We start from the raw sequence: 24,582 nt of genomic DNA on the forward strand, positions 1-24,582 counted from the left end.
GGGGCGCGGGCGCCGCCGCGCCCCCCCGCCCGCCGCGCGCCCCCCGCCCCCCGGGCGCCGCCCCGGCCCCCCCCGCCCCTCGCCCGCCCCCCCCCCGGGCCCGCAGGACGGGCCCCAGGGGCTCAGGCCCAGCTGGAGTGCAGCGGCTTGCCCTCGGCGTAGCCGGCCGCGCTCTGGATGCCGACCACGGCCTTGTCGTGGAACTCCTCCAGGGTGGCCGCGCCCGCGTAGGTGCAGGAGCTGCGCACGCCCGCGATGATCGAGTCGATCAGGTCCTCGACGCCCGGGCGGGCCGGGTCCAGGAACATCCGCGAGTGCGAGATGCCCTCCTCGAAGAGCGCCTTGCGGGCCCGGTCGTACGAGGAGTCCTGGGCGGTGCGGTTGCCCACGGCCCGCTTGGAGGCCATGCCGAAGGACTCCTTGTACTGCCGGCCGTCGGCGGTGGTCTGCAGGTCGCCGGGCGACTCGTAGGTACCGGCGAACCAGGAGCCGATCATCACATTGGACGCACCGGCGGCCAGCGCCATGGCGACGTCGCGCGGGTGGCGCACGCCGCCGTCGGCCCAGACGTGCCGGCCGAGCCGGCGGGCCTCGGCGGCGCACTCCAGAACGGCCGAGAACTGCGGTCGGCCGACGCCGGTCATCATCCGGGTGGTGCACATCGCGCCCGGGCCGACGCCGACCTTCAGGATGTCGGCACCCGCCTCGACGAGGTCCCGCACGCCGGCCGCCGAGACGACGTTGCCCGCGACGACCGGGACCTGCGGGTCCAGGCCGCGCACGGCCCGCAGCGCGGTGATCATCGACTCCTGGTGGCCGTGCGCGGTGTCCACGACGAGCGTGTCGGCACCGGCCTCCAGCAGGGCCTTGGCCTTGCCGGCGACGTCGCCGTTGATGCCGACGGTGGCGGCGACCCGCAGCCGGCCGGCGGCGTCCACGGCCGGGGTGTAGAGGGTGGCGCGCAGCGCGTTCTTGCGGGTCAGGATGCCGACCAGGCGGCCCTCGCGGTCCACCACGGGGGCGAGCTTGCGGTGCCCCTCGCTCAGCCTGTCGAAGGCGTCCCGCGGGTCGATGTCCTCGTCGAGCAGCAGCAGCTCGCGGGACATCACCTCGGAGAGCGAGGTGAAGCGGTCGACGCCCTGGCAGTCGGAGTCGGCGACGACGCCGACCGGACGGCCGTCCTCGACCACGACCAGCGCGCCGTGGGCGCGCTTGGGCAGCAGCGAGAGCGCCTCGGCGACGGTGGCGCCGGGGTCGAGGGTGATGGCCGTGTCGTGCACCAGGTGACGCCGCTTGACCCAGCCGACGACCTCGGCGATGACCTCGGTCGGGATGTCCTGGGGAATGGCGACCAGGCCGCCGCGGCGGGCCACGGTCTCGGCCATCCGGCGGCCGGCGATGGCGGTCATGTTGGCGACGACCAGCGGGATGGTGGTGCCGGTGCCGTCGTTGGAGGAGAGGTCGACACCCTGGCGGGAGCCCACGGCGGATCGACTGGGGACCATGAAGACGTCGTCGTACGTGAGGTCGTACGAGGGCATGAGGTCGTTCAGGAAGCGCATGAAGGGGGCTCTCTGGCTGGGAGAAGATACATCTCGGGTGCGGGTGCGGCACGGCCGCAGGGCGCACTCGGGCGCCCCTGCACCCGACGTTCGATTCTGCGGGAGCCCTGTACCAAAAGCCAGTTCGAGCACGATTGCTGGCACTGCACACAAGCCATGATCGAAGCTCCGCGCGTAGACCTGGAGGATCCTCCAAACACTCGGCTTTTCGCCCCGCCCCGGGCCACTCCCGTAGCATTCACGCGGTGAACGCGGCGACCGCCGTGGTCGGTGAGGCGAGCGGGAAACGGCAGAGGGCATGACGGCGGCGGGCGTGGACATCGAGCAGGACAACGGCACCGGGACCGCCGAGGAGATCGACTACGGCCCCGGCCTCGACCCGGAGCGGCTGCGGCTCTGCCTGGAGGTGCTCGCCGAGCTGGACGAGCTGCACGTCGACCACCCGGACGCGATCACCGTCCGGCAGGCCGTCGGCGGCATATTCCGCACCCTGAAGCAGCGCCGCCGCCAGGAGACCCGGGCCCGCAAGACGGCCAACGACCGCGAGGTCACCGCGCGCACCGCGACCGGCGCGCCGACCCGGATCGACGACGAGACGGCCGGCGCGTTCGGCCTGACCACCGTCACCACCACCGAGATCGCCGGGATCCTGGAGCGCCCCCGCTCCTGCTACATCTGCAAGCAGCGCTACGTCGAGGTCGACGCCTTCTACCACAACCTCTGCCAGAACTGCGCGGTCAAGAACCGGACCCGCCGGGACGCCCGCGCCGACCTCACCGGCAAGCGCGCGCTGCTGACCGGCGGACGGGCCAAGATCGGGATGTACATCGCGCTGATGCTGCTGCGCGACGGCGCCCACACCACCATCACCACCCGCTTCCCCAACGACGCGATCCGCCGCTTCACCGCGATGCCGGACAGCGCCGAGTGGCTGCACCGGCTGAAGATCGTCGGCATCGACCTGCGCGACCCGGCCCAGGTGATGGCGCTGGCCGACGAGGTCGCCGCGGACGGCCCGCTGGACATCCTGATCAACAACGCCGCGCAGACCGTGCGCCGCCCGCCGGAGTCCTACCGCGAGCTGGTCGCCGCCGAGTCCGCGCCGCTGCCGGCCGGCGAGCTGCCGCAGTCCACCACCATCGGCCGGTTCAACAGCGGCAGCGTCGACCTGCCCGCCCTGCCGCAGCAGTCCTCCGGCGGCGAGCGGATCTCCGCCGAGGACGTCACCTCGCTCGCCCTGGTCACCGGGTCGGCGACGCCCGAGCGGATCCAGGCCGGCACGGCGATCGACGCCGGCGGCCTGGTGCCCGACCTCGCGGACACCAACAGCTGGGTGCAGACGGTCAGCGAGGTCGGCCCGGTGGAGCTGCTGGAGGTCCAGCTGTGCAACTCCACCGCGCCGTTCATCCTGATCAGCCGGCTCCGCCCGGCGATGGCCGCCTCGGCGTCCCGCCGCAAGTACGTGGTCAACGTCTCCGCGATGGAGGGCGTGTTCCAGCGGGGCTACAAGGGCGCCGGCCACCCGCACACCAACATGGCCAAGGCCGCGCTGAACATGCTCACCCGCACCAGCGCGCAGGAGATGTTCCAGGCCGACGGCATCCTGATGACCGCCGTCGACACCGGCTGGATCACCGACGAGCGCCCGCACCCGGACAAGATGCGACTGGCCGACGAGGGCTTCCACGCCCCGCTCGACCTGGTCGACGGCGCGGCCCGGGTCTACGACCCGATCGTCCGCGGCGAGCAGGGCGAGGACCTCTACGGCTGCTTCCTGAAGGACTTCGAGCGCGCCGCCTGGTAGCCACAGCCCGTCCCCACGTCACGGAGGAACCGCCATGACCACCGCACCGCTGCTCGGCGCCGGCGTGATCGTGCCCACCGGGGACGGCCGGGTGCTGATCGGCCGCCGCACCACCGCGGGCGAGCCTCCGACCTGGAGCCTGCCCGGCGGCAAGGTCGACCCCGGCGAGTCCTTCGAGCGGACGGCCGCGCGCGAACTGGCCGAGGAGACCGGGATCGTGCTGCCCGCCGAGGGGATGCGGGTGCTCGCGGTACTGCTCGACCACGAGCTGGGCCGCCCCCGGCTGACCGCCGCGGTGCTCGCCCCGCCGAGCCTGGCGCCCGCCGTGGTCACCGAGCCGCACGCGTGCGGCGGCTGGGAGCGGCTGCCGCTGGACGCGCTGCCGGAGCCGATGTTCTACCCGTCCGGGCTGGTGCTCGGCAGCTGGCGCCGGGAGCTGGGCGGCTCGCCGCGGCCCGGGACGCACGCGTACCCCGTCCACGGGTGAGACCCGCCCCGGGCGGGACGGGTCTCACCTTCACCTCAAGGATCCGCTGTCGGGGTTCCGGTCAGAACTCGCTGGTGACGGTGACGCCCTTGAAGTCCTGCTGGGCGTACAGGCTGAAGAACACGTAGCCGGCGGGCGGGTTGGTGATGGTCAGGGTCTCGGAGTTGTCCGGCCCCGCCGAGCGCGTGACGTACGCGTTGGTGTACGCCCAGCTGCCCCAGTGGTAGTAGAGGTCGGCATTGCCGGTGCCGCCGCTGCTGGTCACCCTGATCTGCTTGGTGCCGGCCGGCACGTTGATGTAGAAGTGCGCGTAGTTGCCGGTGGTCGCCGAGATGCCGGTCCGCACGCAGTTCTTGTCGAGCTGGCGGGTGTCGCCGCTCTCGCACGCCTTGAACTGCGGGAACTCCGGGACGGTCGCGCAGGCACCGGCGGCGCAACGGCTCAGCCAGTTGTCGAAGTCGGCGTCGTAGCGGGTGCCGATGGCGGTCGTGATGGCGCGGGAGCCCGCCCAGTCACCGACGCGCCACTTGGCGAGCAGCGCGTCCACGTCGGAGCGGTGCTGCTCCAGCATGTAGCGGACGGCCAGGTAGCCCCACTGGTAGACGCGGTTCTGGTCGCCGTAGGCGGTGTCGAAGAGCTCGCTCAGCCGGTAGCTGTGCCGGGCCGCCGAGTCGATGGCGGCCTGGTTGACCTGCTTCAGGTACGAGGTGGCGACGACCTCGGCGAGGCCCTCGGTCCACCAGACCAGCTTGCCGGGCCCGCCCTGGTCGAAGTTGCCCCAGAGGTTGAAGCGGGCGTCGAGGTAGTGGGTGTACTCGTGGTTGAGGTTGCGGATCTCGTAGCCCCCGGACCGCGACGGCTCCTCGTAGGCGAGGAAGCGGGCCTGGTTGCCGGCCTTGGAGGGCTCGCCCTCCAGGTAGATGCCGCCGTTGTTGGTGTCGGTGTTGAAGATCGCCCGGCCGAGCAGCACGTACTGGACGTCGGAGTCGAAGGCGACGACCTCCAGGGCCGCGTTGTTGTCGTCGGCGACCGGGCCCTTGTCCCGGGACACGGCGTGGAAGAAGACGTCCTGGCCGTTCAGGCTGGTGCAGGCCGCGGCCAGCTGGGCCGCGGTCAGGTCCTGGCCGAGGATGCGCAGGGTCGGGCTGCAGGTGTGCCGGACCGGCAGGTAGGCGTCCTTGAACCGCTGCGGGTCGTCACAGGTGCCGTAGTAGCCGCAGTTGGCCTGGTCGAACTTCTGGATGGAGGCCACGGCGGAGGCGCGCTGGGGCCAGTTCGGCCCGGTGACGCCGCCGGAGGTGTCGACCAGGTTCTTCACCATCGCGCGGGACCGCGGGGCGATCTCCCCGATCGCCTTCAGCCGGGTCAGCTCGTCGATGGCGTTGTTGAGGGTGAGGGAGTTGTTGCGGTCCCGGTCCAGCAGGTGGCCCCTGGCGCGGAGGATGAAGCCGTTCAGCGCGTCGAGCACGCCCGGGTCGGCCACGACGGCCGCCCGGAACGCCGGGTCCTCGGAGTTGACGCCCCGGTACAGCACCAGGGTGACCGGGTTGACCGCCCGCAGCAGGTTGGCCTTGTCCCAGGCCTCGGGCTGATAGGCGTTCAGGATCTGCTTGACGACGTCGACGTAGTCGCCGGGCCGGCGGGGCACGTCGGCCAGCACGGCGGCGCGCTCCAGCGGGACGGCGTTGGCCGTGGTGGCGTCGAGCGAGCGGGGGTTGGCGAAGAAGGCGTGGACGGCCTCGCTGATCTTGGCCGGCAGCTTGTCGTACGAGCCGACGACGTCCGCCTTGGTCCACTGCACCGAGTAGCCGGCCTGCACGTAGTACATCAGCTGCGTGATGTGGTCGTTGTCGTTGCCCTGGTAGGTGCGGGCACTCTCGCGCAGCGCGTCGATGACGGTGAGCATCTGGGACTCGCGGAAGGCCCCGGCCGCGTACTCGGTCGGGATCCGGAACAGCCCGTCGACGCAGTCGTAGCTGGCCGCCTTGACGAGGCGGACCAGGGCCGCGCCGGTCCGGGCGAAGGACGCCGGGTTGCAGGCGGCGGCGTCGGCCGCCTCCGTGTCCGCGGCCTCCGCGCCCAGGCCGAACGCCTTGGCGGAGGGCGCGGGAGCCTTGGCCGGCGCGGAGTCGGACTCCTGGAAGGCGTGCCGCTCGGGGGCGGCGTCCGCCGGCCTCGGCTCCGCGTCGCGGCCGTGCGCCGACGACGCGAGGTCGCTGTCGGCGCCGGGCGGCGGGAGGTCGCCGCGGTCGGTCTTGGGGGTCGCCGCGGGGGTCGGGGCGACGGGAGCGGCCTGGCTCCGCGGGGCGAACAGGCCGATCGTCAGGGCACAGGAAAGGACGAGCAGAAGCAGTCTTGCCAGTTGCGGGAGTCGCAACAGGCGCACGGTACTCACGTGGGGGCCTCCGGGCCTGGTTCGGCCGCATTGGGGTACGGCCGGTGGGGGGGTGAGGACCGATGGCAACGGGGCTGGGTACCGGTCCGTCGCACGGTGGGGAGGTGAGCAGTACCATTGCACATGTCACATGCCTTGCGGAAGTCCCTTTCCCGACTCCGCACGTTCGTCCCGGAACGACCGGAGGGCTTGACCTTCGGTCAGACTCCGTGCGCGCCACGGGAATTCGCCGGAATTCGGGCCGGACGTACGCGAACCCCGCCTCCGGGTCCGGGGGCGGGGTTCGCGCGAAAGGGCCGTGGCCGGCCACGGGGGGATCAGCCGTTGCGGGCCGCCTCCGGGCCGGTGATCCGCTTCAGCAGCGGCAGCGTGGAGGCGATGATCCCGAGCGACACCGCGAGCCCGAGCAGCACCAGCACGAAGTACACCGCGCCCGGCGAGACCAGGTCGTAGTTCATCTGCGACTTGAGGAACATCGCCGCCGCGCCGAAGCCCGTACCGGTCGCGATCGCCGCCACCACCAGCAGCGGCAGCGCGCTCTCCAGGGCGATCACCCAGCGCAGCATGCGCAGCGGCGCCCCGGTGAGCCGCAGCATCGCGAACGGCCGGCGCCGGTCGGAGAGGCCGGCGACCACGCTGACCGCGAGGCTGCAGCCGGCGATCGGCAGGGTGGTGAGCAGGACGACGTCGGCCAGCTGCCGCCAGCCGGCGAGGACCTGCTGCTCGGCGGAGCCCCAGTCGTGGACCGTCCGGGCGTTGTGGTCCGGGAAGGCCCGGCTGAGGATGGTGCGGACCCGTTCCTTCGCGGCCGTCGACCCGTCCGTCGTCACGTAGAGCGACTGCACCGGCAGCCGGGCCGCCGCCTCGACGGTGATCGGCGCGCTCGGCCACTCGACGGCCTGCTGGGAGCTCAGGCTCAGGAAGCCGTACGGCTCGACGGCCGCCACGGCCGCGCCCGGGGCGCAGTGGCCGACCGCCTGGACCTGCGCGAGGTCCGCGCAGTCCGTCAGCAGGGGCACCGGCCCGCCGGGCCGGTTGGACGTTTCGCGGGCCAGGCCGTCCGGGTTGGCATGGGCGACGGCGAGGCCCCGGAAGCCGGGGACGGCCTTCAGGTCGGCCAACACCCGCTCCGGGACGGCCGCGGTCATCGGCGGCTGGTCGGAGGAGGCGCCGTGCTCCACCGCCACCCGGGTCTGCGGGTCACCGCTGAGCGCGCCCCGGTTGGCGTCGATGGTGCCGATGATGGAGACCGTCGCGGTGGTGACGAACAGCGCCAGGATCAGGCCGGCGACCGAGCGGAACCCGGCCTTGGGGTCGTCGGCGAGCCGTCGTACGGCGATCAGGGTGGCCGGGCGGCCGGTCCGGGCGGCGACCGCGCGGGCGGCCGCCATGGTCAGCCAGGGGCCGGCCACCACCAGGCCGAGCATGACCACCAGGAAGCCGGTCAGGTAGGCGGCGGTCTGCCCGTCGGTGGTGTCCGGGCGGCGGCCGACGAACCAGGCGAGTTCGGCGAGTCCGGCCAGCAGCGGCACGACCCGCCAGACGGTCGGCGGCTTGGGGGTGACCCGGCGGCTGACGCCGAGCGGGGAGATGGTCACCCGGCGCAGTGCGAGCCGGGCGGCCACCGCCGCCGCCACCGGGACGCCGAGCAGCACGGCCAGGCCCTGCGGCGCGGTGAGCGCGAGGTCCTCGACGAAGAAGCGGTCCCCGGTGAACGGCACGGTCGCCACCAGCGGGCGCAGCGCCAGGTACAGCCCGAAGCCGAGGGCGGTGCCGACGACGGCGGCGAGCGTGGACTCGACGGCCGCGATCAGCGTGATCTGCCGGGGCGTCGCACCGACCAGGCGCATCGCGGCGTAGCGCTGCTCACGGGTGGCGGCGGAGAGCCGGGTGGCGGTGCCGATGAAGATCACCACCGGGAAGAGCAGTGCCCCGGCGACCACCGAGAGGATCAGGGTCATGGCGTCGCCGCGGGTGCCGGTGGCCGGGCAGTCGCTGGTGCACCCCGGCGGGAGGGCGGTGGCGATGGTGGTGATCCGGCGGGCGTCGGGCCGGGCCGCGAGCGCCGCCTGGTCCTGACCGCCGATCAGGACCAGCGAGTCCGGGGAGGCGAGCGCGGAGTCGCCGATCTCGCCGGCCAGCCGGCCGGGGAAGCGGTCGGCCAGTTGGTCGGCCGGCCGCTCCCGGATCAGCTTGGCGAGGGCGGGCGAGGCGTAGTACTCGCCGGCCGCGGGCAGCTTCGGCAGACCGGGCGGCACCGGCGAGGTCGGCCCGGTGGCGGCGACCTCGAAGTAGAGCATCCGCTCGCCGTCGTAGAACTCGGGGCCGCGGTCGCGCCACCAGAGCGGGTCGACGGCCGCGGTCTCGGTGCGGCTCTTGGCACCGCTGTTGGCCCAGAGCATCCGTTCGTTGGTGGCGCCGACGGCGTTCACGGCGGCGATCGTGGAGAGCAGCAGGCCGACGCCGACGGCCGCGGCGGCGGCGATGGTGAGCAGCCGGGCGACGGCCTGCCGGCCGCCGCTGACGGCGAGGCGCAGGGCGAAGGAGATCACGAGGCGGCCCGTCCCGCCGGTGCGGGGCCGGTCGCGTAGTCGGCGGAGAGCGTACGGGCCCGGCCGTCGCGGACGATGGCCTCGCGGTCGGCGTAGGCGGCGACCCGGGGCTCGTGGGTGACCAGGACGACCGTGGTGCCCTGCTCGCGGGCGGCGGCGACCATCAGTGCCATCACCTGCTCGCCGGTGAGCGAGTCCAGCGCGCCGGTCGGCTCGTCGGCGAACAGCACCCGGGGGCGGGTCACCAGGCCGCGGGCGAGCGCGACCCGCTGGGCCTGACCGCCCGACAGCTCGCCGGAGCGGCGGCGCTCCAGGCCGTCGAGGCCGAGCTGGGCGAACCACGGGCGGGCGTCGGCGAGGGCGGCGGAGCGGCGGACGCCGGAGAGCAGCAGCGGCAGGGCGATGTTCTCCTCGGCCGTCAGTTCCGGGACGAGCTGGCCGAACTGGAACACGAAGCCGAAGCGGTCCCGCCTTAAGGCGCTGCGCCGGTTCTCGTCGAGGTTGTCGATCCGCTGCCCTTCGAAGAGCACCTCGCCCGCGTCGGGGACGAGGATGCCGGCCAGGCAGTGCAGCAGGGTGGACTTGCCGGAGCCGCTGGCGCCCATCACGGCGAGCACCTCGCCGGCCTCGGCGGCCAGGCTGGCACCGCGCAGGGCCGGGGTCTCGCCGAAGGCCAGTTCGATGTCGCGGGCTTCGATCAGGGGGGTCATGCGCGCACCTCCGAGGCAAGGGCGTCCAGGCGGGCGGTGGTCAGGTCGATCCACCGCAGGTCCGCCTCCAGGTGGAAGAGGCCGTGGTCGGCGAGCAGGGCGTCGACCAGCGGGCCGGTCCGGCGCAGTTCGGTGAGCTCGCGCATCCGGCGCAGGTGCGCGGCGCGCTGGGTGTCGAGGTAGGCCTCGGCGTCGCGGCCGAGCAGCAGGGCCAGCACGACCTTGGTGAAGAGCACGGACTGGAGGGTGGGTTCGGGGGCGACGGGCTCGGCGAGCCAGTGCTCGAACTCGCTCACCCCGGCCTCGGTGATGACGTAGCGCTTGCGCTCGGGCCCGTCGCCGGGTTCGGCCTCGCCGGGCACGACCTTGCCGTCGCGCGCCAGGCGGCCGAGCGTGGCGTAGACCTGACCGTACGGCAGGGGTTTGCCGCGTCCGAAGAAGGTGTCGTAGTCGCGCTTGAGGTCGTAGCCGTGGCTCGGCTCCCGCTCCAGCAGCCCGAGAAGGGTCAGGGGAACACTCATGGAAGGACCATACACCAGAGGTATACATCGAGTGTATAGCTGGCGAGAATACGGCCCTGACCTGGATAAACGCGATGTCGATCTCTACTCGGGAAACGCCGCGAGCGGGGGACGGCCCCAACCCCGTCCCCCGCTCTGCACGGCGGCCCGGCGAGCCCCCACAGCGGGCCGGGCCTCCGCGTCCCCGGCACGAGAACGCGGCCAGGGCCCAGCCTGCCTCCTCACCCCCCGGCCCGCCGAGGGCCGAACGTCCCGGTCCTCCCCCGTGCTTTGGGCCCAAGGGCCCGCCGGGGCCGGGCCCCCCGCTCTTGTGCGAGGGGCCGTCGCCGGGGGAGATTTGGATCCGACGGGGCCGAACCACGCCAACAGCCGTGAGGAGCACGCATCGTGTCCAGCTCACCCCGCTCGGCCCGCACCGCGTCCCTGCCCCGGCGGGCCGGCCGCCATCTGCGCCGCGCCCTCGGCCGCCACCGCACCGTCCAGCGCCGTGAACCACTCGCCCGTCCCGTCGACCGGGCCCGCAGCCGGGCCTGGCTGGTCGCCGGGCTCGCCCTGGTCGTCGGACTCGCCGGCGTCGTCACCGCCGCCGTCCTCGGCTACCGCGCCGCCGGGCGCACCGCCGAGGCCGAACGCGGCCGGCTGCACCGCACCGAGGCACTGGTGCTCGGCAAACTCCGCACGGAGGAGACCGGCGCCGGGCGCTGGAGCGGCGGCTACCAGAAGCGGACCGACACCTCGGTCTCCTGGACCGCCCCCGACGGCCTCGCCCGCACCGGCACCGTCGAGATCCCGCGCAGCACCGCCAGCGGCTCCACCATCGTCCTGTGGGTCGACGACGCCGGGCTGCCCGCCACCGCCCCGGCCACCCGGGTGGGGCTGACCGTCGGGGCCGTCTGCACCGGACTGGCGGGCTCGGCGAGCCTGGCCGCGCTGGTCGGCGGCGTGCTGGCGCTGCGGCTGCGCGTGCTCGACCGGCGGGCGCACCGCGGCTGGGAACGGTCCTGGGCCCGCTGGGAGCCGCGCTGGTCCGGGCGCACCAGCCAGCCGCAGGACGACTGACCGCACGTCACAACACCACGCCCTCGGAATTGGAGCACCGTTGTTCACCACCGACCGGTTGACCGCCCGCCTCTGGGAGCACACCGACGCCGAGCGCGCGTACGACCTGTACTCGCGCTGGGAGGTCGCACAGTGGCTCGGCGCCGCGCCGCGGGCACTGGAGTCGCCCGCCGAGGTGCCCGCCATGATCGACCGCTGGCGGGCCCGGTCGGCGGACCCCCGGTACGGCGTCTGGGCGCTGGAGCGGCGCGACACCGGGGTGGTGGCCGGCTCGGTGATGCTCCTCCCGCTGCCGGACCCGGACGGCACCGGGAACGGCGAGGTGGAGGTCGGCTGGCACCTCCACCCCGACTCCTGGGGCCACGGCTACGCCACCGAGGCCGCCCGCGCCGCCCTCGCCAAGGGCTTCGCCGACGGCCTCACCGAGATCCACGCCGTCGTCCGCCCCGGCAACGACCGCTCCGCCGCCGTCTGCCACCGCCTCGCCATGACGCCCCAGGGCCGCACCACCCGCTGGTACGGCGCCGAGTTCGACGCCTTCCTCGCCACCCGCCTCTGACCCCCTCCTCGCCCCGCCCCGCACAATATGCAGACCGGTCCACTCAGCACGAGAAGTCGGCCCGGCCGACTTCCTGCTCCGGCACCCCCACAGCCCCCGCCCCGGGTGGACGGGCGAAGGCCGCGTCAGGCCGGGGCCGACCAGGGGGTGGCGGGGGGGCGGGAGGCCTGGTGGGTGAGGGCGGCGACGGAGAGCAGCAGGGCGAGGGCGGCGGCGAGGGCGACCGGGACCGCGGCGTGCAGGACGAGCACGGCACCGACCAGGGCGCCCGCGAACATCCAGGCGGCGGAGGCGAGCCGGCGGCCACCGGCGCGGTCGGCGGCCAGCGCGGTGAGCGTCATGGTCAGCACGGTGGTCGTCAGGTCCGGCACCTTGAGCGCGCGGACCACCGCGTTCTGCAGCCCCATCGCCGCGCCCAGCACCGCGATCAGCGGGTAGCGGACCGGGTCGGCGGTGTGCCCGAAGGCCGCGGCGAAGGCCGTGCACGCGGCGAGCAGCACCGACTGCACGCCGGCCGTGACCACCAGCAGCCGCCCGCGGTGGCCGGGACGGCGCTCGGCGAGGCGCCCGCCCGCCAGCGCGCCCGCCAGGAAGGCGGCGAGCGCGGTGAGCGAGGCCGTCGCGGACAGCCCCGGCGCGCCGGCCAGGGCGAAGCCGAGGAAGACCACGTTGCCGGTCATGTTGGCGACGAAGACGTGCCCGAGCGCGAGGTAGCTCACCGCGTCGACCAGTCCGGTGACCACCGTGAGCACCAGCAGCATCGGCACCAGCGGGCCGTGCCGGGGGTCGGGGTCGCCGTACATCCGGGTCAGCACCGCCTCAGCCTAGCCTCGCCCGGCCGGTGGGGCCCGACGGTGCCCGTCGGGCCCCACCGGCGGACGAGTGGACGAGCGGTCAGATCGCGAGCGCCGGCTTGTGGTGGTCCAGCCAGAGCGCCAGGTCCACGACCCGCTCCAGCCGGAGCCGGTGGCCCCACTCCAGCTGGTCGGCCGGCGTGTCCAGGCTGCTCTTGATCACCGTCTCGTCGGCGATGTCCCGCACGTGCGGCGCGTCCAGCGCCTCGCGGGCGAGCCGCTGCAGCCCGCTGTTGTAGTCGGCGTGGTGGGTGGCCGGGTAGTGGTTCTTCGGCCGCCACAGCACCGAGTCCGGGGCGATGCCCTGGCCGGCGGCGCGCAGCAGGCTCTTCTCGCGGCCGTCGTAGCTCTTCATCGCCCACGGGGTGCTGAAGGCGTACTCGACCAGCCGGTGGTCGCAGTACGGCACCCGCACCTCCAGGCCCTGGGCCATCGACAGCCGGTCCTTGCGGTGCAGCAGCTGGCGCAGCCAGCGGGTCAGCGACAGGTGCTGCATCTCGCGCTGCCGGTGCTCGGCCGGGCTCTCGCCGTCCACGTGCGGGACGGCGGCCAGCGAGCTGCGGTAGGTGTCGTCGCGGAACTCGGCGATCCGCAGGTGTGCGGCGAGGTCCGGGTTGATCGGCATGGCCGCCTCGTCGCCGGTGACGAGCAGCCAGGGGAAGGTCTGCGCGGCGAGCGCCTTGGGGTTGTGGAACCACGGGTAGCCGCCGAACACCTCGTCGGCCGCCTCGCCGGAGAGGGCGACCGTCGAGTGCTTGCGGATCTCGCCGAACAGCAGGAACAGCGAGGTGTCCATGTCGCCGACGCCGATCGGCGAGTCCCGGGAGACGACGACGGCCCGCCGGTTCTCCAGGTCGAGCAGGGTGCGCGGGTCGAGCACCACGGTGGAGTGGTCGCTGCCGATGAACGCGCCGGCCTCGGCGGCGTACGGGGTGTCGTGGCCGGTGCGCAGCACGTCGCCGGTGAACTGCTCGGCCTGGTCGCTGTAGTCGACGGCGTAGGAGCGCAGCTTGGCGTCCGGGCCCTCCTGGAGGCGCAGTTCGTCGGCGACCAGGGCGGTGACGATGGTGGAGTCGAGGCCGCCGGAGAGCAGGCTGCAGAGCGGGACGTCCGCCTCCAGCTGGGCGCGGGCGGCACGGTTGACCAGCTCGCCGATCCGCTCCTTGGTGGCGTCCAGGTCCTCGGTGTGCGGGCGGGCGGTGAGCTCCCAGTAGGTCCGCTCGCGGATGCCGGTGCGGTCGAGGACGAGCAGGCCGCCGGGGTGGACCTCGCGGACGCCGGACCAGACGGTGGGGCCGGTGTTGAAGAGCAGGCTGTAGGCCTCGCGCAGGCCGTCGGCGTCGACGGTGGGGGTGACCTCGGGGTGGGCGAACAGCGCCTTGGGCTCGGAGCCGAAGACCAGCCCGCCGCCGGTCTCGGCCCAGAACAGCGGCTTGACGCCGAGCCGGTCGCGGACCAGCAGCAGCCGCTGCTCGCGCTCGTCCCAGACGGCGAAGGCGTACATGCCCTCCAGCCGCTCGACGAGGGCGTCGCCCCACTCCTGGTAGGCGCGGAGCACCACCTCGGTGTCGCTGCGGGTCTCGAACCGGTGGCCCCTGGCCCGCAGTTCGGCGCGCAGCTCGTGGTGGTTGTAGACCTCGCCGCTGTAGGTGAGGACGACACCCGGTTCGTCCTGCCGGTCGGGCATGGGCTGGGCGCCGCCCTCGATGTCGATGACGGCGAGGCGCCGGTGGCCCAGGGCGGCGTGGCGGCCGAGCCAGACACCTCCGGCGTCGGGGCCGCGCAGGGTCATGGTGGCGGTCATCGCCTCGATGACGGGGGCGCTGTGGCGGACGTCCTGGTGAAAGGACACCCAGCCGGTGATTCCGCACATGCGCGAGCACTCCTTGGACGAGCTGACAATCGGATCCGGCCCAGCAGTCGGACAAGCGGCGGCGGTGGTTCCACGAATTCGGACACATTTCCGGCCACGCCACGGCGGCTCCGGAATTTTGAACACGTTCAGTCCACCCCTTAGGGTGGGTACCGACGAACGACCGAGGGGGTCTCGACGCGATGAGAATCGTCATACCCGGGGGGACCGGGCAGATCGGCCGCATCCTGGACCGGGCGCTGACCGACGACGGCCACGAGGTCCTGGTCCTCACCCGCCGGCCCCGGCGCGACCAGGAGATCCACTGGGACGGCCGCTCGCTCGGCCGCTGGACGGACGTGGTCGACGGCGCCGACGCCGTCGTCAACCTCGCCGGACGCAGCATCGACTGCCGCTACACCGAGCAGAACCTGCGCGACATGCGCGAGTCCCGGGTGCACTCCACCCGGACCGTCGGCCGGGCCATCGCCGGCGCCCGGCACCCGCCCCGGGTCTGGCTGCAGATGAGCACCGCCACCGTCTACAGCCACACCTTCGGCACCCCGCACGACGAGGAAACCGGCGTCATCGGCGGCGGCGAGCCCGGCGTGCCCCGCTCCTGGGACCACAGCGTGCGGATCGCCCGCGACTGGGAGCGCGAGCAGACGGACGCCGCCACCCCGCACACCCGCCGGGTCGCGCTGCGCTGCGCGGCGGTGATGAGCCCGGACGCCGGCGGCACCTTCGACCGGCTGGTGCGGCTCGCCCGGACCGGCCTCGGCGGACCGGTCGACGGCGGCGCGCAGTACGTGTCGTGGATCCACGACCACGACCTCGTCCGCGCCGTCCGCTTCCTGCTCGACCGGGAGGACGTCACCGGCCCGGTGAACCTGGCCGCACCGGCGCCGCTGCCGCAGCGGGAGTTCATGCGGACGATCCGGCGGGCCAAGGGCATCCCGCTGGGGCTGCCCGCGACCCGGTGGATGGCCCGGGCGGGCGCCTTCGCGCTGCGCTCGGACAGCGAACTGCTGCTGAAGAGCCGTGCCGTCGTCCCGGGCCGGCTCCAGGCGGCCGGGTTCGGCTTCGAGCACCCGCACTGGCCGGCGGCGGCGGCCGACCTGGTCCGGCGGATGCGCCGCTGAGCGCGCGCCACCGTACGATGGGCGGCGGCCCGGACGGTACGGCGGGCACAACGGCAGGCCGGCGGAACGGCGGGACGGCGGAGGAGCGCACGGGGTGCTGCGGGGACTGGGCGATCTGGAGGCCGAGATCATGGACCGGCTCTGGTCCTGGGGCCGCCCGGCCACCGCCCGCGAGGTCGTCGACGACCTGCGGCAGGACCGCCCCGTCGCCTACACCACCGTCAACACCGTCGCCGACATCCTGCACACCAAGGGCTGGCTGCGACGCCACAAGGTCGGCCGCGCCTGGGTGTACGAGCCGACCTGCACCCGCGAGTCGTACACCGCGCAGCTGATGCACCAGGCGCTGGAGACCACCTCCGACCGGGCCGGGGCCCTGCTGCACTTCGTCGACCGGATCAGCGGGGACGAGGCGACGGCACTGCTCGCCGCCCTGGAGCAGGTCAAGGCCCGGGACGACGCCCGGTGACCCTGCTGCTGCTCGCGCTCCACCTGCTCCTGGTCGGCGTCCTGCTCCCCCGGCGGCTGGCCGGCTCACCGCGGCTCCGGGCCCGCCCGGGCGTCGGCGCCGCCGTCTGGCTCGCGCTGATGGCCTCCTTCGGCACCGGCCTGCTGCTGGCCGCGCACCATCTGCTCGCCCCGCTCGGACACGAGCCGGCCGGGCTGGTCGGACTGCTGCCGCACGTCGAACCGCCCACCGCCGCGCCGCACGCGCACGGCTGGTGGCTGCCGGCCGCGGCGGGCGGGGCGGTCGCCGCGATGGCGGCGGTCCTGGCCGTCCGGGCCGCGCGGGCCCGGCGGCGGCACCGGGCCGCGCTCGACCTGGTCGCCGCCCGGGACCCGCGGCGCCGGCTGCTGGTGCTGGACGACCCGCGGCCCGCCGTCTACTGCCTGCCCGGCCGCCGGTCCCGGGTGGTGGTCACCCGCGGCGCCGTGGAACTGCTGGACGAGCGGCGGCTGGCCGCGGCCGTCGCCCACGAACACGGCCACCTGCGGGGGCGGCACCACCTGGTGCTGCTCGCGGCGGACACCTTCGCGCTGCTGCTCGGCCGCCGGCTGCCGCTGGCCGGCCTCGGGCGGACGGAGGTGGCGCTGCTGCTGGAGATGGCGGCCGACGACGCCGCGCTCGCCCGGGTGACCCGTACCGACCTGGCCGGCGCCCTGTACGCGCTGGCCACCGCCGCTCCGGCCGCCCCCGCCGCCGGGCCGGGCACCCTCGCCGCCGCGTCCACCGGCGTGCTCGCCCGCGTCCAGCGCCTCGCCCACACCCCCGCGCCCCCGGCGCGCGCCTACCGCCTGGCCGCCCTCGCCGCCCCGCTGCTCCCCTACCTCCTCGCCTGCGCCCCGCACCCGTAGGAGCGCACCCGTAGGAGCAGGCGCCCCGGCGTTTCGACGCTCCCGCGCCGCCGCGCGCGGGGAGGAGGGACCCACCGTCCGCCACCCCGACGGAGTCCCGGATGCGCCTGCTGATCACCTCGGACACCCACGTCCCGCCGCGCGCACGGCAGTTGCCCGCACCGCTGCTCACCGCCGTGGACGAGGCCGACGTGGTGTTCCACGCCGGCGACTGGGTCGACACCGCCACCCTCGACCTGTTCCTGGCGCGGTCCGCCCGGCTGGTCGCCGTGCACGGCAACAACGACGGGCCCGGACTGCGCGAGCGCCTCCCCGAGATCGCGCGGGCGGAACTCCAGGGCCTGCGCTTCGCCGTGGTGCACGAGACCGGCCCGGCCCGGGGCCGGGAGCAGCGGTGCGAGGCGCGCTTCCCCGACACCGACGTCCTGGTCTTCGGCCACAGCCACATCCCCTGGGACAGCACCGCCCCCGGGGGCCTGCGGCTGCTCAACCCGGGGTCGCCCACCGACCGCCGCCGCCAGGCGTTCGCCACCTACCTGACCGCCCGGGTCGACGACGGCCGCCTGGCCGACGTCCGGCTCCACCGGCTGCCGCCCCGGCCCTGACCGGCACCGCCCCCCTGCCGCCTTGACCGGCCGCCGCGCCGTGTGATCCGATCGCGGGGCATCGCGTGCCGGTGGCGGACCGCGCCAGGCATGGAGGTGTGGAACCCGAAAGGGCGGCCGCCATGGCTTCCCCCACCAGCGACCGCACGGTCGCGCTCAGTCTCCAGCTCTCCCGTACCCACCGGGACCTGCTCCGCCGGATCGACGACCTCAGGTCCGATCCGGGCTCCCGCCGGCCGGACGAGGATCCGCTCAGTACCCACTGCCTGGCCTTCTGCGAGGCCCTGACGGCCCACCACGAGGGCGAGGACGAAGGCCTGTTCGCCCAGCTGCTGCGCGAGCGCCCCGACCTCGCGCCGACGATCGCCAAACTCGTCGAGGACCACGGACTGATCTCCGGGATCCTGTCCCGGGTGCGCGCACTCGCCCTGCGGGCCGCCGGATCCGCCGCAGCCGAACGCGAAGCGGTCAGGCGTGAGCTCGACGGCCTCGCGGCGATCATGGAGTCCCACTTCCGCTACGAGGAACGCGCGATCAGCGCGGCCCTCGACGCCACCACACCGCTCGGCGACTGGCCCGACCCGGTCTTCCGCCCCGGCCCGGCCGCCGCCCGCCGCGACCACCCGCGGCAGCACACCGCTCAGGGCCGGACGGCTCAGGGGCGGACGGCGCCGACGTAGGGCATCGCGTCGATCGGGAGGACCTCGACGTTCTTGCCGGTGCGCGGGGCGTGGATCATCTTGCCCCCGCCGATGTAGATGCCGACGTGGTGGATGTCGCCGTAGAAGAACACCAGGTCCCCGGGCTGGAGGTCGCCGCGGGCGATCCGGGCGCCGGCCTTCCACTGGTCCTGGGAGACACGCGGGAGCTTGACGCCCGCCGCGCGGTAGGCGGCACCGGTCAGGCCGGAGCAGTCGAAGCCGGAGGGGCCGGTGGCGCCCCAGACGTAGGGCTTGCCCAGCTGCGCGTAGGCGAACTGGAGGATGGTGGCCGCCCGCCCGGTGGCCGGTGCGGCGTCGGCCGGGCGCTCGGCGGCGGCGGAGCGGGAGGCGCGGGTGGCGGCGGCCTCCTGGGCGTTGACCTTGGCCCGGTCGGCGGCGCTCAGCTTGTTGAGCATCGCCTGCGCCTTGGCCAGCTTGTCCTGGACCGCCTTCTTCTCCGCGGCCAGGGACGTGCCGGCCTCGTCGAGCTGGGCGAGGGTGGCGGTGGCCTCGGCACGGTCCTGGTCGAGCCGGCGCTGCTCGTCGAGGGCCCGGCGCAACAGCGCCGCCTGGGAGTCGACGACCTGGTTCTGCGCGGCGGCCCGGGCCAGGTAGCCGCCGGGGTCGGAGTCGAGCATCAGCTGGACGGACGGGTCGATGCCGCCGTTGCGGTACTGCTCGGCCGCGATGCCGCCGAGCTGGGTGCGCAGCTCGTTCATCGCCTCCTGACCGCGGGCCACCTTCTCCTGGATCCGGTTGGCGTCGCCCTGGAGGGTCTGCTGCTTCTCCTGGAAGCCGTTGTAGCGCTCGATCGACTGCTCGGCCTCCTCGTTGAGCTGGTCGACCTGCTCCTTGACCGAGGCGAGGCTGGGCGCGGGCTCGGCCTGGGCGGGGCCCGCGGTGAGGACGACGCCGCCGGCCATCGCGGTGGTGACGACCGCCAGGCGGGCCCGGCTGGGCGGGCTGGGCTTGCGGCGCTTTCCCATGACGGCTGACTCCTCGGGGCGGGGAAGACGGTGCGGAGGGAACACGGGCAGGGGGTGTCCGGGGAGAACCGCCCCGGCCCGCGTTCTACTAAGCAAGTTAATAGATGACGGCCGCTGTTCCGCAAGCCGCCCGCCCGCAGCCGCCCGCACGGCCCTCACCGCGCGCCCTCCACCGGGGCCCCGCCGGTACGCCCGGCGGCCGTCCTCCGCGCCGGTAGTGCAACAGAGTGCAGAGCGAGGGCAAGGTCACACCCTTCGCCTCTCCTGCGCCCCCGCGAACGAGCGCTAACCTGCCGGACATGACGGTCCCGCCCGAAGGGCTTCCCCTGGCCGCCGAGTTCCCGGCCGCCCACCACGAGCAGTGGCAGACCCTCGTCGAGGGTGTGCTGCGCAAGTCGGGGGCGCAGCCCGAGGACGGCGCAGCCGCCGAGCGCGCGCTCAGCACCGCGCTCCAGGACGGGCTGCGCGCCCGCCCGCTGTACACCGCCGAGGACGCCCCGGCCGACCCGGGCTTCCCCGGGTTCCCGCCGTTCGTCCGCGGCGCCCGTCCGCAGGGCGCCTCGGTCGCGGGCTGGGACGTCCGCCAGCGGCACGGCGACCCCGATCCGCGCCGCACCAACGAGGCGGTGCTGGCCGATCTGGAGCACGGCGGCGGCTCGCTCTGGCTGGAGCTGGGCGGCGACGGCCTGCCGGTCACCGCGCTGGGCGAGGCGCTCACCGGCGTCTACCTGGACCTGGCCGGGGTGGTGCTCGACGCTGGCGCCGAATTCCCCGAGGCCGCCGAGCAGTTGTTCAAGCTGTACCGGGAGCGCGAGGTCTCCCCCGGCGCCGCCGTCGGCACCCTGGGCGCCGACCCGCTGGGCCTGCAGGCCCACACCGGCGACGCCGCGCGCACCGAGGCACTGCTCGCCGAGGCCGCCGCGCTCGCCACCCGCTGCGCCGAGGGCTTCCCCGGTCTGCGGGCGCTGGCCGTCGACGCGCTGCCGTACCACGAGGCCGGCGCCTCGCCCGCGCAGGAGCTGGGCGCCTCGCTGGCCACCGGCGTCGCCTACCTGCGCGCGCTGACCGGGGCCGGGCTGCCGGTGGACGCCGCGCTCGGCCAGCTGGAGTTCCGCTACGCCGCGGACGCCGACCAGTTCCTGACGATCGCCAAGTTCCGTGCCGCGCGCCGTCTCTGGGCCCGGGTGGCCGAGGCCTGCGGCGCGTCCCCGGCCGTCTCGGCGCAGCGCCAGCACGCCGTCACCTCCGCGGTGATGATGACCGCCCGCGACCCGTGGGTGAACATGCTCCGCACCACGATCGCTTGCCTGGCCGCCGGCGTCGGCGGCGCGGACGCGGTCACCGTCCTGCCGTTCGACGCCGCACTCGGCCTGCCGGACGCCTTCGCCCGCCGGATCGCCCGCAACACCCAGGCGATCCTGCTGGAGGAGTCGCACCTGGCCCGCGTCGTCGACCCGGCCGGCGGCTCCTGGTACGTGGAGCGGCTGACCGACGAGCTGGCGCACGCCGCCTGGGCGTGGTTCCAGGAGATCGAGCGGGCCGGCGGCCAGCGCGCCGCACTGGAGTCGGGCCTGGTCGGCGAGCGGATCGCGGCCACCTGGGCGGAGCGCTCGGTGCGGCTCGCCAAGCGGCGCGAACCCGTCACCGGCGTCAGCGAGTTCCCCCACCTCGGCGAGCAGGCGCCGGTGCGCGAGCCGGCCCCGGCCGGACCGGCCGGCGGGCTGCCGCGGGTGCGCCGCGCCGAGGCCTTCGAGGCGCTGCGCGACCGCTCGGACGCCTGGCTCGCGGCCACCGGCACGCGGCCGACGCTGTTCCTGGCGTCGATCGGCACCGCCGCGGCGCACACCGCGCGCACCACCTTCGCCGCCAACCTGTTCCAGGCCGGCGGGATCGCCACCACCGCGTTCGAGGGCACCGAACCCGCCGCGTTCGCCGAGGCGTTCGCCGCGAGCGGCGCCGCGGTGGCCTGCCTCTGCTCCAGCGACGCCCTGTACGCCGAGCACGCCGAGGCGGTCGCCGCCGCGCTCCGGGCGGCCGGCGCGCAGCGGGTGCTGCTGGCCGGCCGGCCGGGCGGGACGCCGCCGGCGGGTGTGGACGGGTTCGTCTTCGCGGGCGGCGACGCGGTGGCCGTGCTGACGTCCCTGCTCGACCAGATCACCGAGACCGCCGACAACGGCGGGACCGCCCAGATCGGAGTGGCCCGATGATCCCCGACTTCACCTCGATCGGGCTGGACGCCGACGGCACCGACGCCCCGGCGGCCGCCCCCGCTGCTGCCGTCACCGACGGCCAGTGGCGCGCCGCCTGGCGGCAGGCCACCGGCAAGGACGTCGACGAGCAGCTCTGGGACACCCCCGAGGGCATCGGCGTCAAGCCGCTCTACACCGCCGAGGACCTCGCGGGCCTGGACTTCCTGGGCACCTACCCGGGCATCGCCCCCTACCTGCGCGGCCCGTACCCGACGATGTACGTCAACCAGCCGTGGACGGTGCGCCAGTACGCGGGCTTCTCCACCGCCGAGGAGTCCAACGCCTTCTACCGCCGCAACCTGGCGGCCGGCCAGAAGGGCCTGTCGGTCGCCTTCGACCTGCCGACCCACCGCGGCTACGACAGCGACCACCCCCGGGTGACCGGCGACGTCGGCATGGCGGGCGTGGCGATCGACTCGATCTACGACATGCGCCAGCTGTTCGACGGCATCCCGCTCGACCGGATGTCGGTGTCGATGACGATGAACGGCGCGGTGCTGCCCGTGCTCGCGCTGTACATCGTGGCGGCCGAGGAGCAGGGCGTACCGCCGGAGAAGCTGGCCGGGACCATCCAGAACGACATCCTCAAGGAGTTCATGGTCCGCAACACGTACATCTACCCGCCGCAGCCGTCGATGCGGATCATCTCGGACATCTTCGCCTACACCTCGCAGAAGATGCCCCGGTACAACTCGATCTCCATCTCCGGCTACCACATCCAGGAGGCCGGGGCCACCGCCGACCTGGAGCTGGCCTACACGCTGGCCGACGGTGTGGAGTACCTGCGGGCCGGGCTGGACGTCGGTCTCGACGTGGACGCCTTCGCGCCGCGCCTGTCGTTCTTCTGGGCGATCGGCATGAACTTCTTCATGGAGGTCGCCAAGCTGCGCGCGGCCCGGCTGCTCTGGGCGAAGCTGGTCAAGCAGTTCGACCCGAAGAACGCCAAGTCGCTGTCGCTGCGCACCCATTCGCAGACCTCTGGCTGGTCGCTCACGGCGCAGGACGTCTTCAACAACGTCACCCGCACCTGTGTGGAGGCGATGGCCGCCACCCAGGGCCACACCCAGTCGCTGCACACCAACGCGCTGGACGAGGCGCTGGCGCTGCCGACCGATTTCTCCGCCCGGATCGCCCGCAACACCCAGCTGCTGCTCCAGCAGGAGTCCGGCACCTGCCGGGTCATCGACCCGTGGGGCGGCTCGGCGTACGTCGAGAAGCTGACCAACGACCTGGCGAACCGCGCCTGGCAGCACATCCAGGAGGTCGAGGCGGCCGGCGGCATGGCCAAGGCCATCGACGCGGGCATCCCCAAGCTGCGCGTCGAGGAGGCCGCCGCCCGTACCCAGGCCCGGATCGACTCCGGCCGCCAGCCGGTGATCGGCGTCAACAAGTACCGGGTGGAGAGCGACGAGCAGATCGAGGTGCTCAAGGTCGACAACTCCGCGGTGCGCGCCCGGCAGGTCGAGAAGCTGCGCCGGCTGCGCGAGGAGCGCGACGAGGCCGCCACCCGCGCCGCGCTGGACGCGCTGACCCGGGCCGCCGAGGCCGGTCCGCAGCGCGGCGGCTCGCTGGACGGCAACCTGCTGCACCTGGCGGTGAACGCGGCCCGTGCCAAGGCCACCGTCGGCGAGATCTCGGACGCCCTGGAGAAGGTGTACGGCCGCCACTCCGGGCAGATCCGTACCATCTCGGGTGTGTACCGAGACGAAGCGGGCCCGTCGGCCCCCCTGCAGCACACCCGCGAGCTGGTCGAGCGGTTCGAGGAGGCCGAGGGCCGCCGCCCGCGCATCCTGGTCGCCAAGATGGGCCAGGACGGCCACGACCGCGGCCAGAAGGTGATCGCCACCGCCTTCGCCGACCTCGGCTTCACGGTGGACGTCGGCCCGCTGTTCCAGACCCCGGCCGAGGTCGCCCGGCAGGCCGTCGAGGCGGACGTGCACATCGTCGGCGTCTCCTCGCTGGCCGCCGGCCACCTCACCCTGGTGCCCGCGCTGCGCGCCGAACTGGCCGCGGCGGGCCGCGAGGACATCACCATCGTGGTCGGCGGGGTGATCCCCCCGCAGGACTTCGACGCGCTGTACGAGGCGGGCGCCGCGGCGGTCTTCCCGCCCGGCACGGTGATCCCGGAGGCCGCCTACGACCTGCTGAAGTCGCTCGCCGCCGATCTCGGCCACGAGCTCTGAGGCGCTGATCCGATGGCGCCCCGGACGATCGACCTGGACAGCTACGCGACGGGCGTGCGGGAGGGCTCGCGCGCGTACATCGCGCGGGCCATCACCCTCGTCGAGTCCACCCGGCCGGACCACCGCGTGCTGGCGCAGCAGCTGCTGACGATGCTGCTGCCGCACGCGGGCGGGGCCGTGCGGGTGGGCATCACGGGGGTGCCCGGAGTCGGCAAGTCGACTTTCATCGACGCCTTCGGCACCATGCTCACCGGGCTCGGGCACCGGGTGGCGGTGCTGGCCGTCGACCCGACGTCCAGCCGTACCGGCGGCTCGATCCTGGGCGACAAGACCCGGATGGAGCGGCTCGCGGTCGACCCGCAGGCCTTCGTCCGCCCCTCCCCCACCTCGGGCACGCTCGGCGGGGTGGCCAAGGCCACCCGGGAGTCGATGCTGGTGATGGAGGCGGCCGGCTACGACGTGGTGCTGATCGAGACGGTCGGCGTCGGCCAGTCGGAGACCACGGTGGCCGGCATGGTGGACTCCTTCCTGCTGCTGTCGCTGGCCCGCACCGGCGACCAGTTGCAGGGCATCAAGAAGGGCGTGCTGGAACTCGCCGACGTCATCGCGGTCAACAAGGCGGACGGCCCGCACGAGCTGGACGCCAAGGCCGCGGCCCGGGAGCTCGCCGGCGCGCTGCGGCTGCTCCAGGCCCCGGACGCCCCGTGGACACCGCCGGTGCTGACCTGCTCGGGGCGCGACGGCAGCGGCCTGGACGTCGTCTGGGAGCGGCTCCAGCAGCACCGCAAGGTGCTGGACGCGACCGGCGCACTCGCCGCCAAGCGCCGCGACCAGCAGGTGGAGTGGACCTGGGCGATGGTCCACGACCAGCTCCTCGCCCGTCTCCACGCCCACCCGGACGTCACCCGCCTGCTCCCGGACCTGGAACGCCGCGTCCGCGACGGCGAACTGACCGCCACCCTCGCGGCGGACCGCATCCTGGACGCCTTCGGCCTGCACTGAGCC

Annotated in this window: 20 protein-coding genes; 12 read left to right on the plus strand and 8 right to left on the minus strand. The window is 74.2% G+C overall.

Features of this window, described 5'->3' with window-relative positions; genetic code table 11:
• Nucleotides 1–122: 122 nt before the first annotated feature.
• The gene (locus tag ABZW10_RS28930; protein ID WP_355371424.1) at nt 123–1,562 is read right to left on the minus strand and encodes a GuaB1 family IMP dehydrogenase-related protein; all 1,440 of its coding nucleotides are present in this window, start codon (nt 1,560–1,562) and stop codon (nt 123–125) included.
• A gap of 298 nt (nt 1,563–1,860) precedes the next feature.
• Between ABZW10_RS28930 and ABZW10_RS28935 the strand changes: the two genes are divergently transcribed.
• Together ABZW10_RS28935 and ABZW10_RS28940 are read left to right on the plus strand one after the other, a co-directional pair.
• Nucleotides 1,861–3,366, plus strand: coding sequence for an SDR family NAD(P)-dependent oxidoreductase (locus ABZW10_RS28935; protein ID WP_355371427.1), 1,506 nt, complete (start codon nt 1,861–1,863; stop codon nt 3,364–3,366).
• Nucleotides 3,367–3,400: 34 nt separating this feature from the next.
• A complete protein-coding gene (locus tag ABZW10_RS28940) occupies nt 3,401–3,853 on the plus strand; it encodes an NUDIX domain-containing protein (RefSeq protein WP_355371430.1) in 453 nt (150 codons plus the stop codon).
• A 61-nt stretch (nt 3,854–3,914) separates the two neighbouring features.
• On the opposite strand, the gene ABZW10_RS28945 is transcribed toward ABZW10_RS28940, so the two are convergent.
• From ABZW10_RS28945 to ABZW10_RS28960, 4 genes are all read right to left on the minus strand, one after another.
• A complete protein-coding gene (locus tag ABZW10_RS28945) occupies nt 3,915–6,230 on the minus strand; it encodes a collagenase (protein ID WP_355371432.1) in 2,316 nt (771 codons plus the stop codon).
• 335 nt (nt 6,231–6,565) lie between these two features.
• Nucleotides 6,566–8,800, minus strand: coding sequence for an FtsX-like permease family protein (locus tag ABZW10_RS28950; protein ID WP_355371435.1), 2,235 nt, complete (start codon nt 8,798–8,800; stop codon nt 6,566–6,568).
• Nucleotides 8,797–9,510 carry an ABC transporter ATP-binding protein gene (locus ABZW10_RS28955; RefSeq protein ID WP_355371438.1) on the minus strand — a complete coding sequence of 238 codons (714 nt, stop codon included), beginning with the start codon at nt 9,508–9,510 and terminating at the stop codon, nt 8,797–8,799. Before ABZW10_RS28955 ends, ABZW10_RS28950 begins: the two co-directional genes overlap by 4 nt.
• The gene (locus tag ABZW10_RS28960; protein ID WP_355371441.1) at nt 9,507–10,031 is read right to left on the minus strand and encodes a PadR family transcriptional regulator; all 525 of its coding nucleotides are present in this window, start codon (nt 10,029–10,031) and stop codon (nt 9,507–9,509) included. The genes ABZW10_RS28955 and ABZW10_RS28960 overlap by 4 nt, the downstream gene beginning before the upstream one ends.
• Before the next feature lie 387 nt (nt 10,032–10,418).
• On the opposite strand from ABZW10_RS28960, the gene ABZW10_RS28965 reads away from it, so the two are divergent.
• Nucleotides 10,419–11,090, plus strand: a complete 672-nt coding sequence (locus ABZW10_RS28965) for a hypothetical protein (protein WP_355371443.1) — start codon at nt 10,419–10,421, stop codon at nt 11,088–11,090.
• Between the two features lie 40 nt (nt 11,091–11,130).
• Nucleotides 11,131–11,649, plus strand: coding sequence for a GNAT family N-acetyltransferase (locus tag ABZW10_RS28970; protein ID WP_355371446.1), 519 nt, complete (start codon nt 11,131–11,133; stop codon nt 11,647–11,649).
• A gap of 125 nt (nt 11,650–11,774) precedes the next feature.
• Here the strand turns inward: ABZW10_RS28970 and ABZW10_RS28975 are convergent, their stop codons facing one another.
• Both ABZW10_RS28975 and asnB read right to left on the minus strand, forming a co-directional pair.
• Nucleotides 11,775–12,452 carry a YoaK family protein gene (locus ABZW10_RS28975; protein ID WP_355371597.1) on the minus strand — a complete coding sequence of 226 codons (678 nt, stop codon included), beginning with the start codon at nt 12,450–12,452 and terminating at the stop codon, nt 11,775–11,777.
• Between the two features lie 91 nt (nt 12,453–12,543).
• Nucleotides 12,544–14,376 carry an asparagine synthase (glutamine-hydrolyzing) gene (gene asnB, locus ABZW10_RS28980; RefSeq protein ID WP_355371449.1) on the minus strand — a complete coding sequence of 611 codons (1,833 nt, stop codon included), beginning with the start codon at nt 14,374–14,376 and terminating at the stop codon, nt 12,544–12,546.
• A gap of 182 nt (nt 14,377–14,558) precedes the next feature.
• Between asnB and ABZW10_RS28985 the strand changes: the two genes are divergently transcribed.
• The 5 genes from ABZW10_RS28985 (at nt 14,559) to ABZW10_RS29005 (ending at nt 18,138) form a co-directional block, all read left to right on the plus strand.
• Complete coding sequence (locus ABZW10_RS28985) at nt 14,559–15,497, plus strand: TIGR01777 family oxidoreductase (protein ID WP_355371452.1); 939 nt, start codon at nt 14,559–14,561, stop codon at nt 15,495–15,497.
• 97 nt (nt 15,498–15,594) lie between these two features.
• Complete coding sequence (locus tag ABZW10_RS28990) at nt 15,595–15,966, plus strand: BlaI/MecI/CopY family transcriptional regulator (protein WP_355371600.1); 372 nt, start codon at nt 15,595–15,597, stop codon at nt 15,964–15,966.
• Nucleotides 15,963–16,853: a M56 family metallopeptidase gene (locus ABZW10_RS28995; RefSeq protein WP_355371455.1), complete on the plus strand. Its 891-nt coding sequence runs from the start codon at nt 15,963–15,965 to the stop codon at nt 16,851–16,853. Before ABZW10_RS28990 ends, ABZW10_RS28995 begins: the two co-directional genes overlap by 4 nt.
• A gap of 101 nt (nt 16,854–16,954) precedes the next feature.
• Entirely contained in the window at nt 16,955–17,458 is a 504-nt protein-coding gene (locus ABZW10_RS29000; RefSeq protein ID WP_355371458.1) for a metallophosphoesterase, read from the plus strand.
• Between the two features lie 122 nt (nt 17,459–17,580).
• Entirely contained in the window at nt 17,581–18,138 is a 558-nt protein-coding gene (locus ABZW10_RS29005; RefSeq protein WP_355371461.1) for a hemerythrin domain-containing protein, read from the plus strand.
• Here ABZW10_RS29005 and ABZW10_RS29010 read toward each other — a convergent pair.
• The gene (locus ABZW10_RS29010) at nt 18,114–19,145 is read right to left on the minus strand and encodes an NlpC/P60 family protein (RefSeq protein WP_355371464.1); all 1,032 of its coding nucleotides are present in this window, start codon (nt 19,143–19,145) and stop codon (nt 18,114–18,116) included. The genes ABZW10_RS29005 and ABZW10_RS29010 overlap by 25 nt on opposite strands.
• Nucleotides 19,146–19,444: 299 nt before the next feature.
• On the opposite strand from ABZW10_RS29010, the gene ABZW10_RS29015 reads away from it, so the two are divergent.
• The 3 genes from ABZW10_RS29015 to meaB are packed head-to-tail and all read left to right on the plus strand — an operon-like array spanning nt 19,445 to nt 24,579.
• The gene (locus tag ABZW10_RS29015; protein WP_355371467.1) at nt 19,445–21,352 is read left to right on the plus strand and encodes a methylmalonyl-CoA mutase subunit beta; all 1,908 of its coding nucleotides are present in this window, start codon (nt 19,445–19,447) and stop codon (nt 21,350–21,352) included.
• A complete protein-coding gene (gene scpA, locus ABZW10_RS29020) occupies nt 21,349–23,577 on the plus strand; it encodes a methylmalonyl-CoA mutase (RefSeq protein ID WP_355371469.1) in 2,229 nt (742 codons plus the stop codon). The genes ABZW10_RS29015 and scpA overlap by 4 nt, the downstream gene beginning before the upstream one ends.
• 12 nt (nt 23,578–23,589) lie before the next feature.
• Entirely contained in the window at nt 23,590–24,579 is a 990-nt protein-coding gene (gene meaB / locus ABZW10_RS29025) for a methylmalonyl Co-A mutase-associated GTPase MeaB (RefSeq protein WP_355371471.1), read from the plus strand.
• Nucleotides 24,580–24,582: the final 3 nt, after the last annotated feature.

It is taken from the genome of Kitasatospora sp. NPDC004723 (assembly GCF_040609255.1).
Classification (GTDB): domain Bacteria; phylum Actinomycetota; class Actinomycetes; order Streptomycetales; family Streptomycetaceae; genus Kitasatospora.

Coding starts and splice junctions, on each gene's coding strand:
- scpA (WP_355371469.1), top strand. CDS start 21,349: ATGATCCCCGACTTCACCTCGATCGGGCTGGACGCCGACGGCACCGAC.
- ABZW10_RS28985 (WP_355371452.1), top strand. CDS start 14,559: ATGAGAATCGTCATACCCGGGGGGACCGGGCAGATCGGCCGCATCCTG.
- ABZW10_RS28935 (WP_355371427.1), top strand. CDS start 1,861: ATGACGGCGGCGGGCGTGGACATCGAGCAGGACAACGGCACCGGGACC.
- ABZW10_RS29010 (WP_355371464.1), bottom strand. CDS start 19,145: ATGGGAAAGCGCCGCAAGCCCAGCCCGCCCAGCCGGGCCCGCCTGGCG.
- ABZW10_RS29000 (WP_355371458.1), top strand. CDS start 16,955: ATGCGCCTGCTGATCACCTCGGACACCCACGTCCCGCCGCGCGCACGG.
- ABZW10_RS28930 (WP_355371424.1), bottom strand. CDS start 1,562: ATGCGCTTCCTGAACGACCTCATGCCCTCGTACGACCTCACGTACGAC.
- ABZW10_RS28960 (WP_355371441.1), bottom strand. CDS start 10,031: ATGAGTGTTCCCCTGACCCTTCTCGGGCTGCTGGAGCGGGAGCCGAGC.
- ABZW10_RS28955 (WP_355371438.1), bottom strand. CDS start 9,510: ATGACCCCCCTGATCGAAGCCCGCGACATCGAACTGGCCTTCGGCGAG.
- ABZW10_RS29005 (WP_355371461.1), top strand. CDS start 17,581: ATGGCTTCCCCCACCAGCGACCGCACGGTCGCGCTCAGTCTCCAGCTC.
- ABZW10_RS28975 (WP_355371597.1), bottom strand. CDS start 12,452: ATGTACGGCGACCCCGACCCCCGGCACGGCCCGCTGGTGCCGATGCTG.
- ABZW10_RS29015 (WP_355371467.1), top strand. CDS start 19,445: ATGACGGTCCCGCCCGAAGGGCTTCCCCTGGCCGCCGAGTTCCCGGCC.
- ABZW10_RS28940 (WP_355371430.1), top strand. CDS start 3,401: ATGACCACCGCACCGCTGCTCGGCGCCGGCGTGATCGTGCCCACCGGG.
- asnB (WP_355371449.1), bottom strand. CDS start 14,376: ATGTGCGGAATCACCGGCTGGGTGTCCTTTCACCAGGACGTCCGCCAC.
- meaB (WP_355371471.1), top strand. CDS start 23,590: ATGGCGCCCCGGACGATCGACCTGGACAGCTACGCGACGGGCGTGCGG.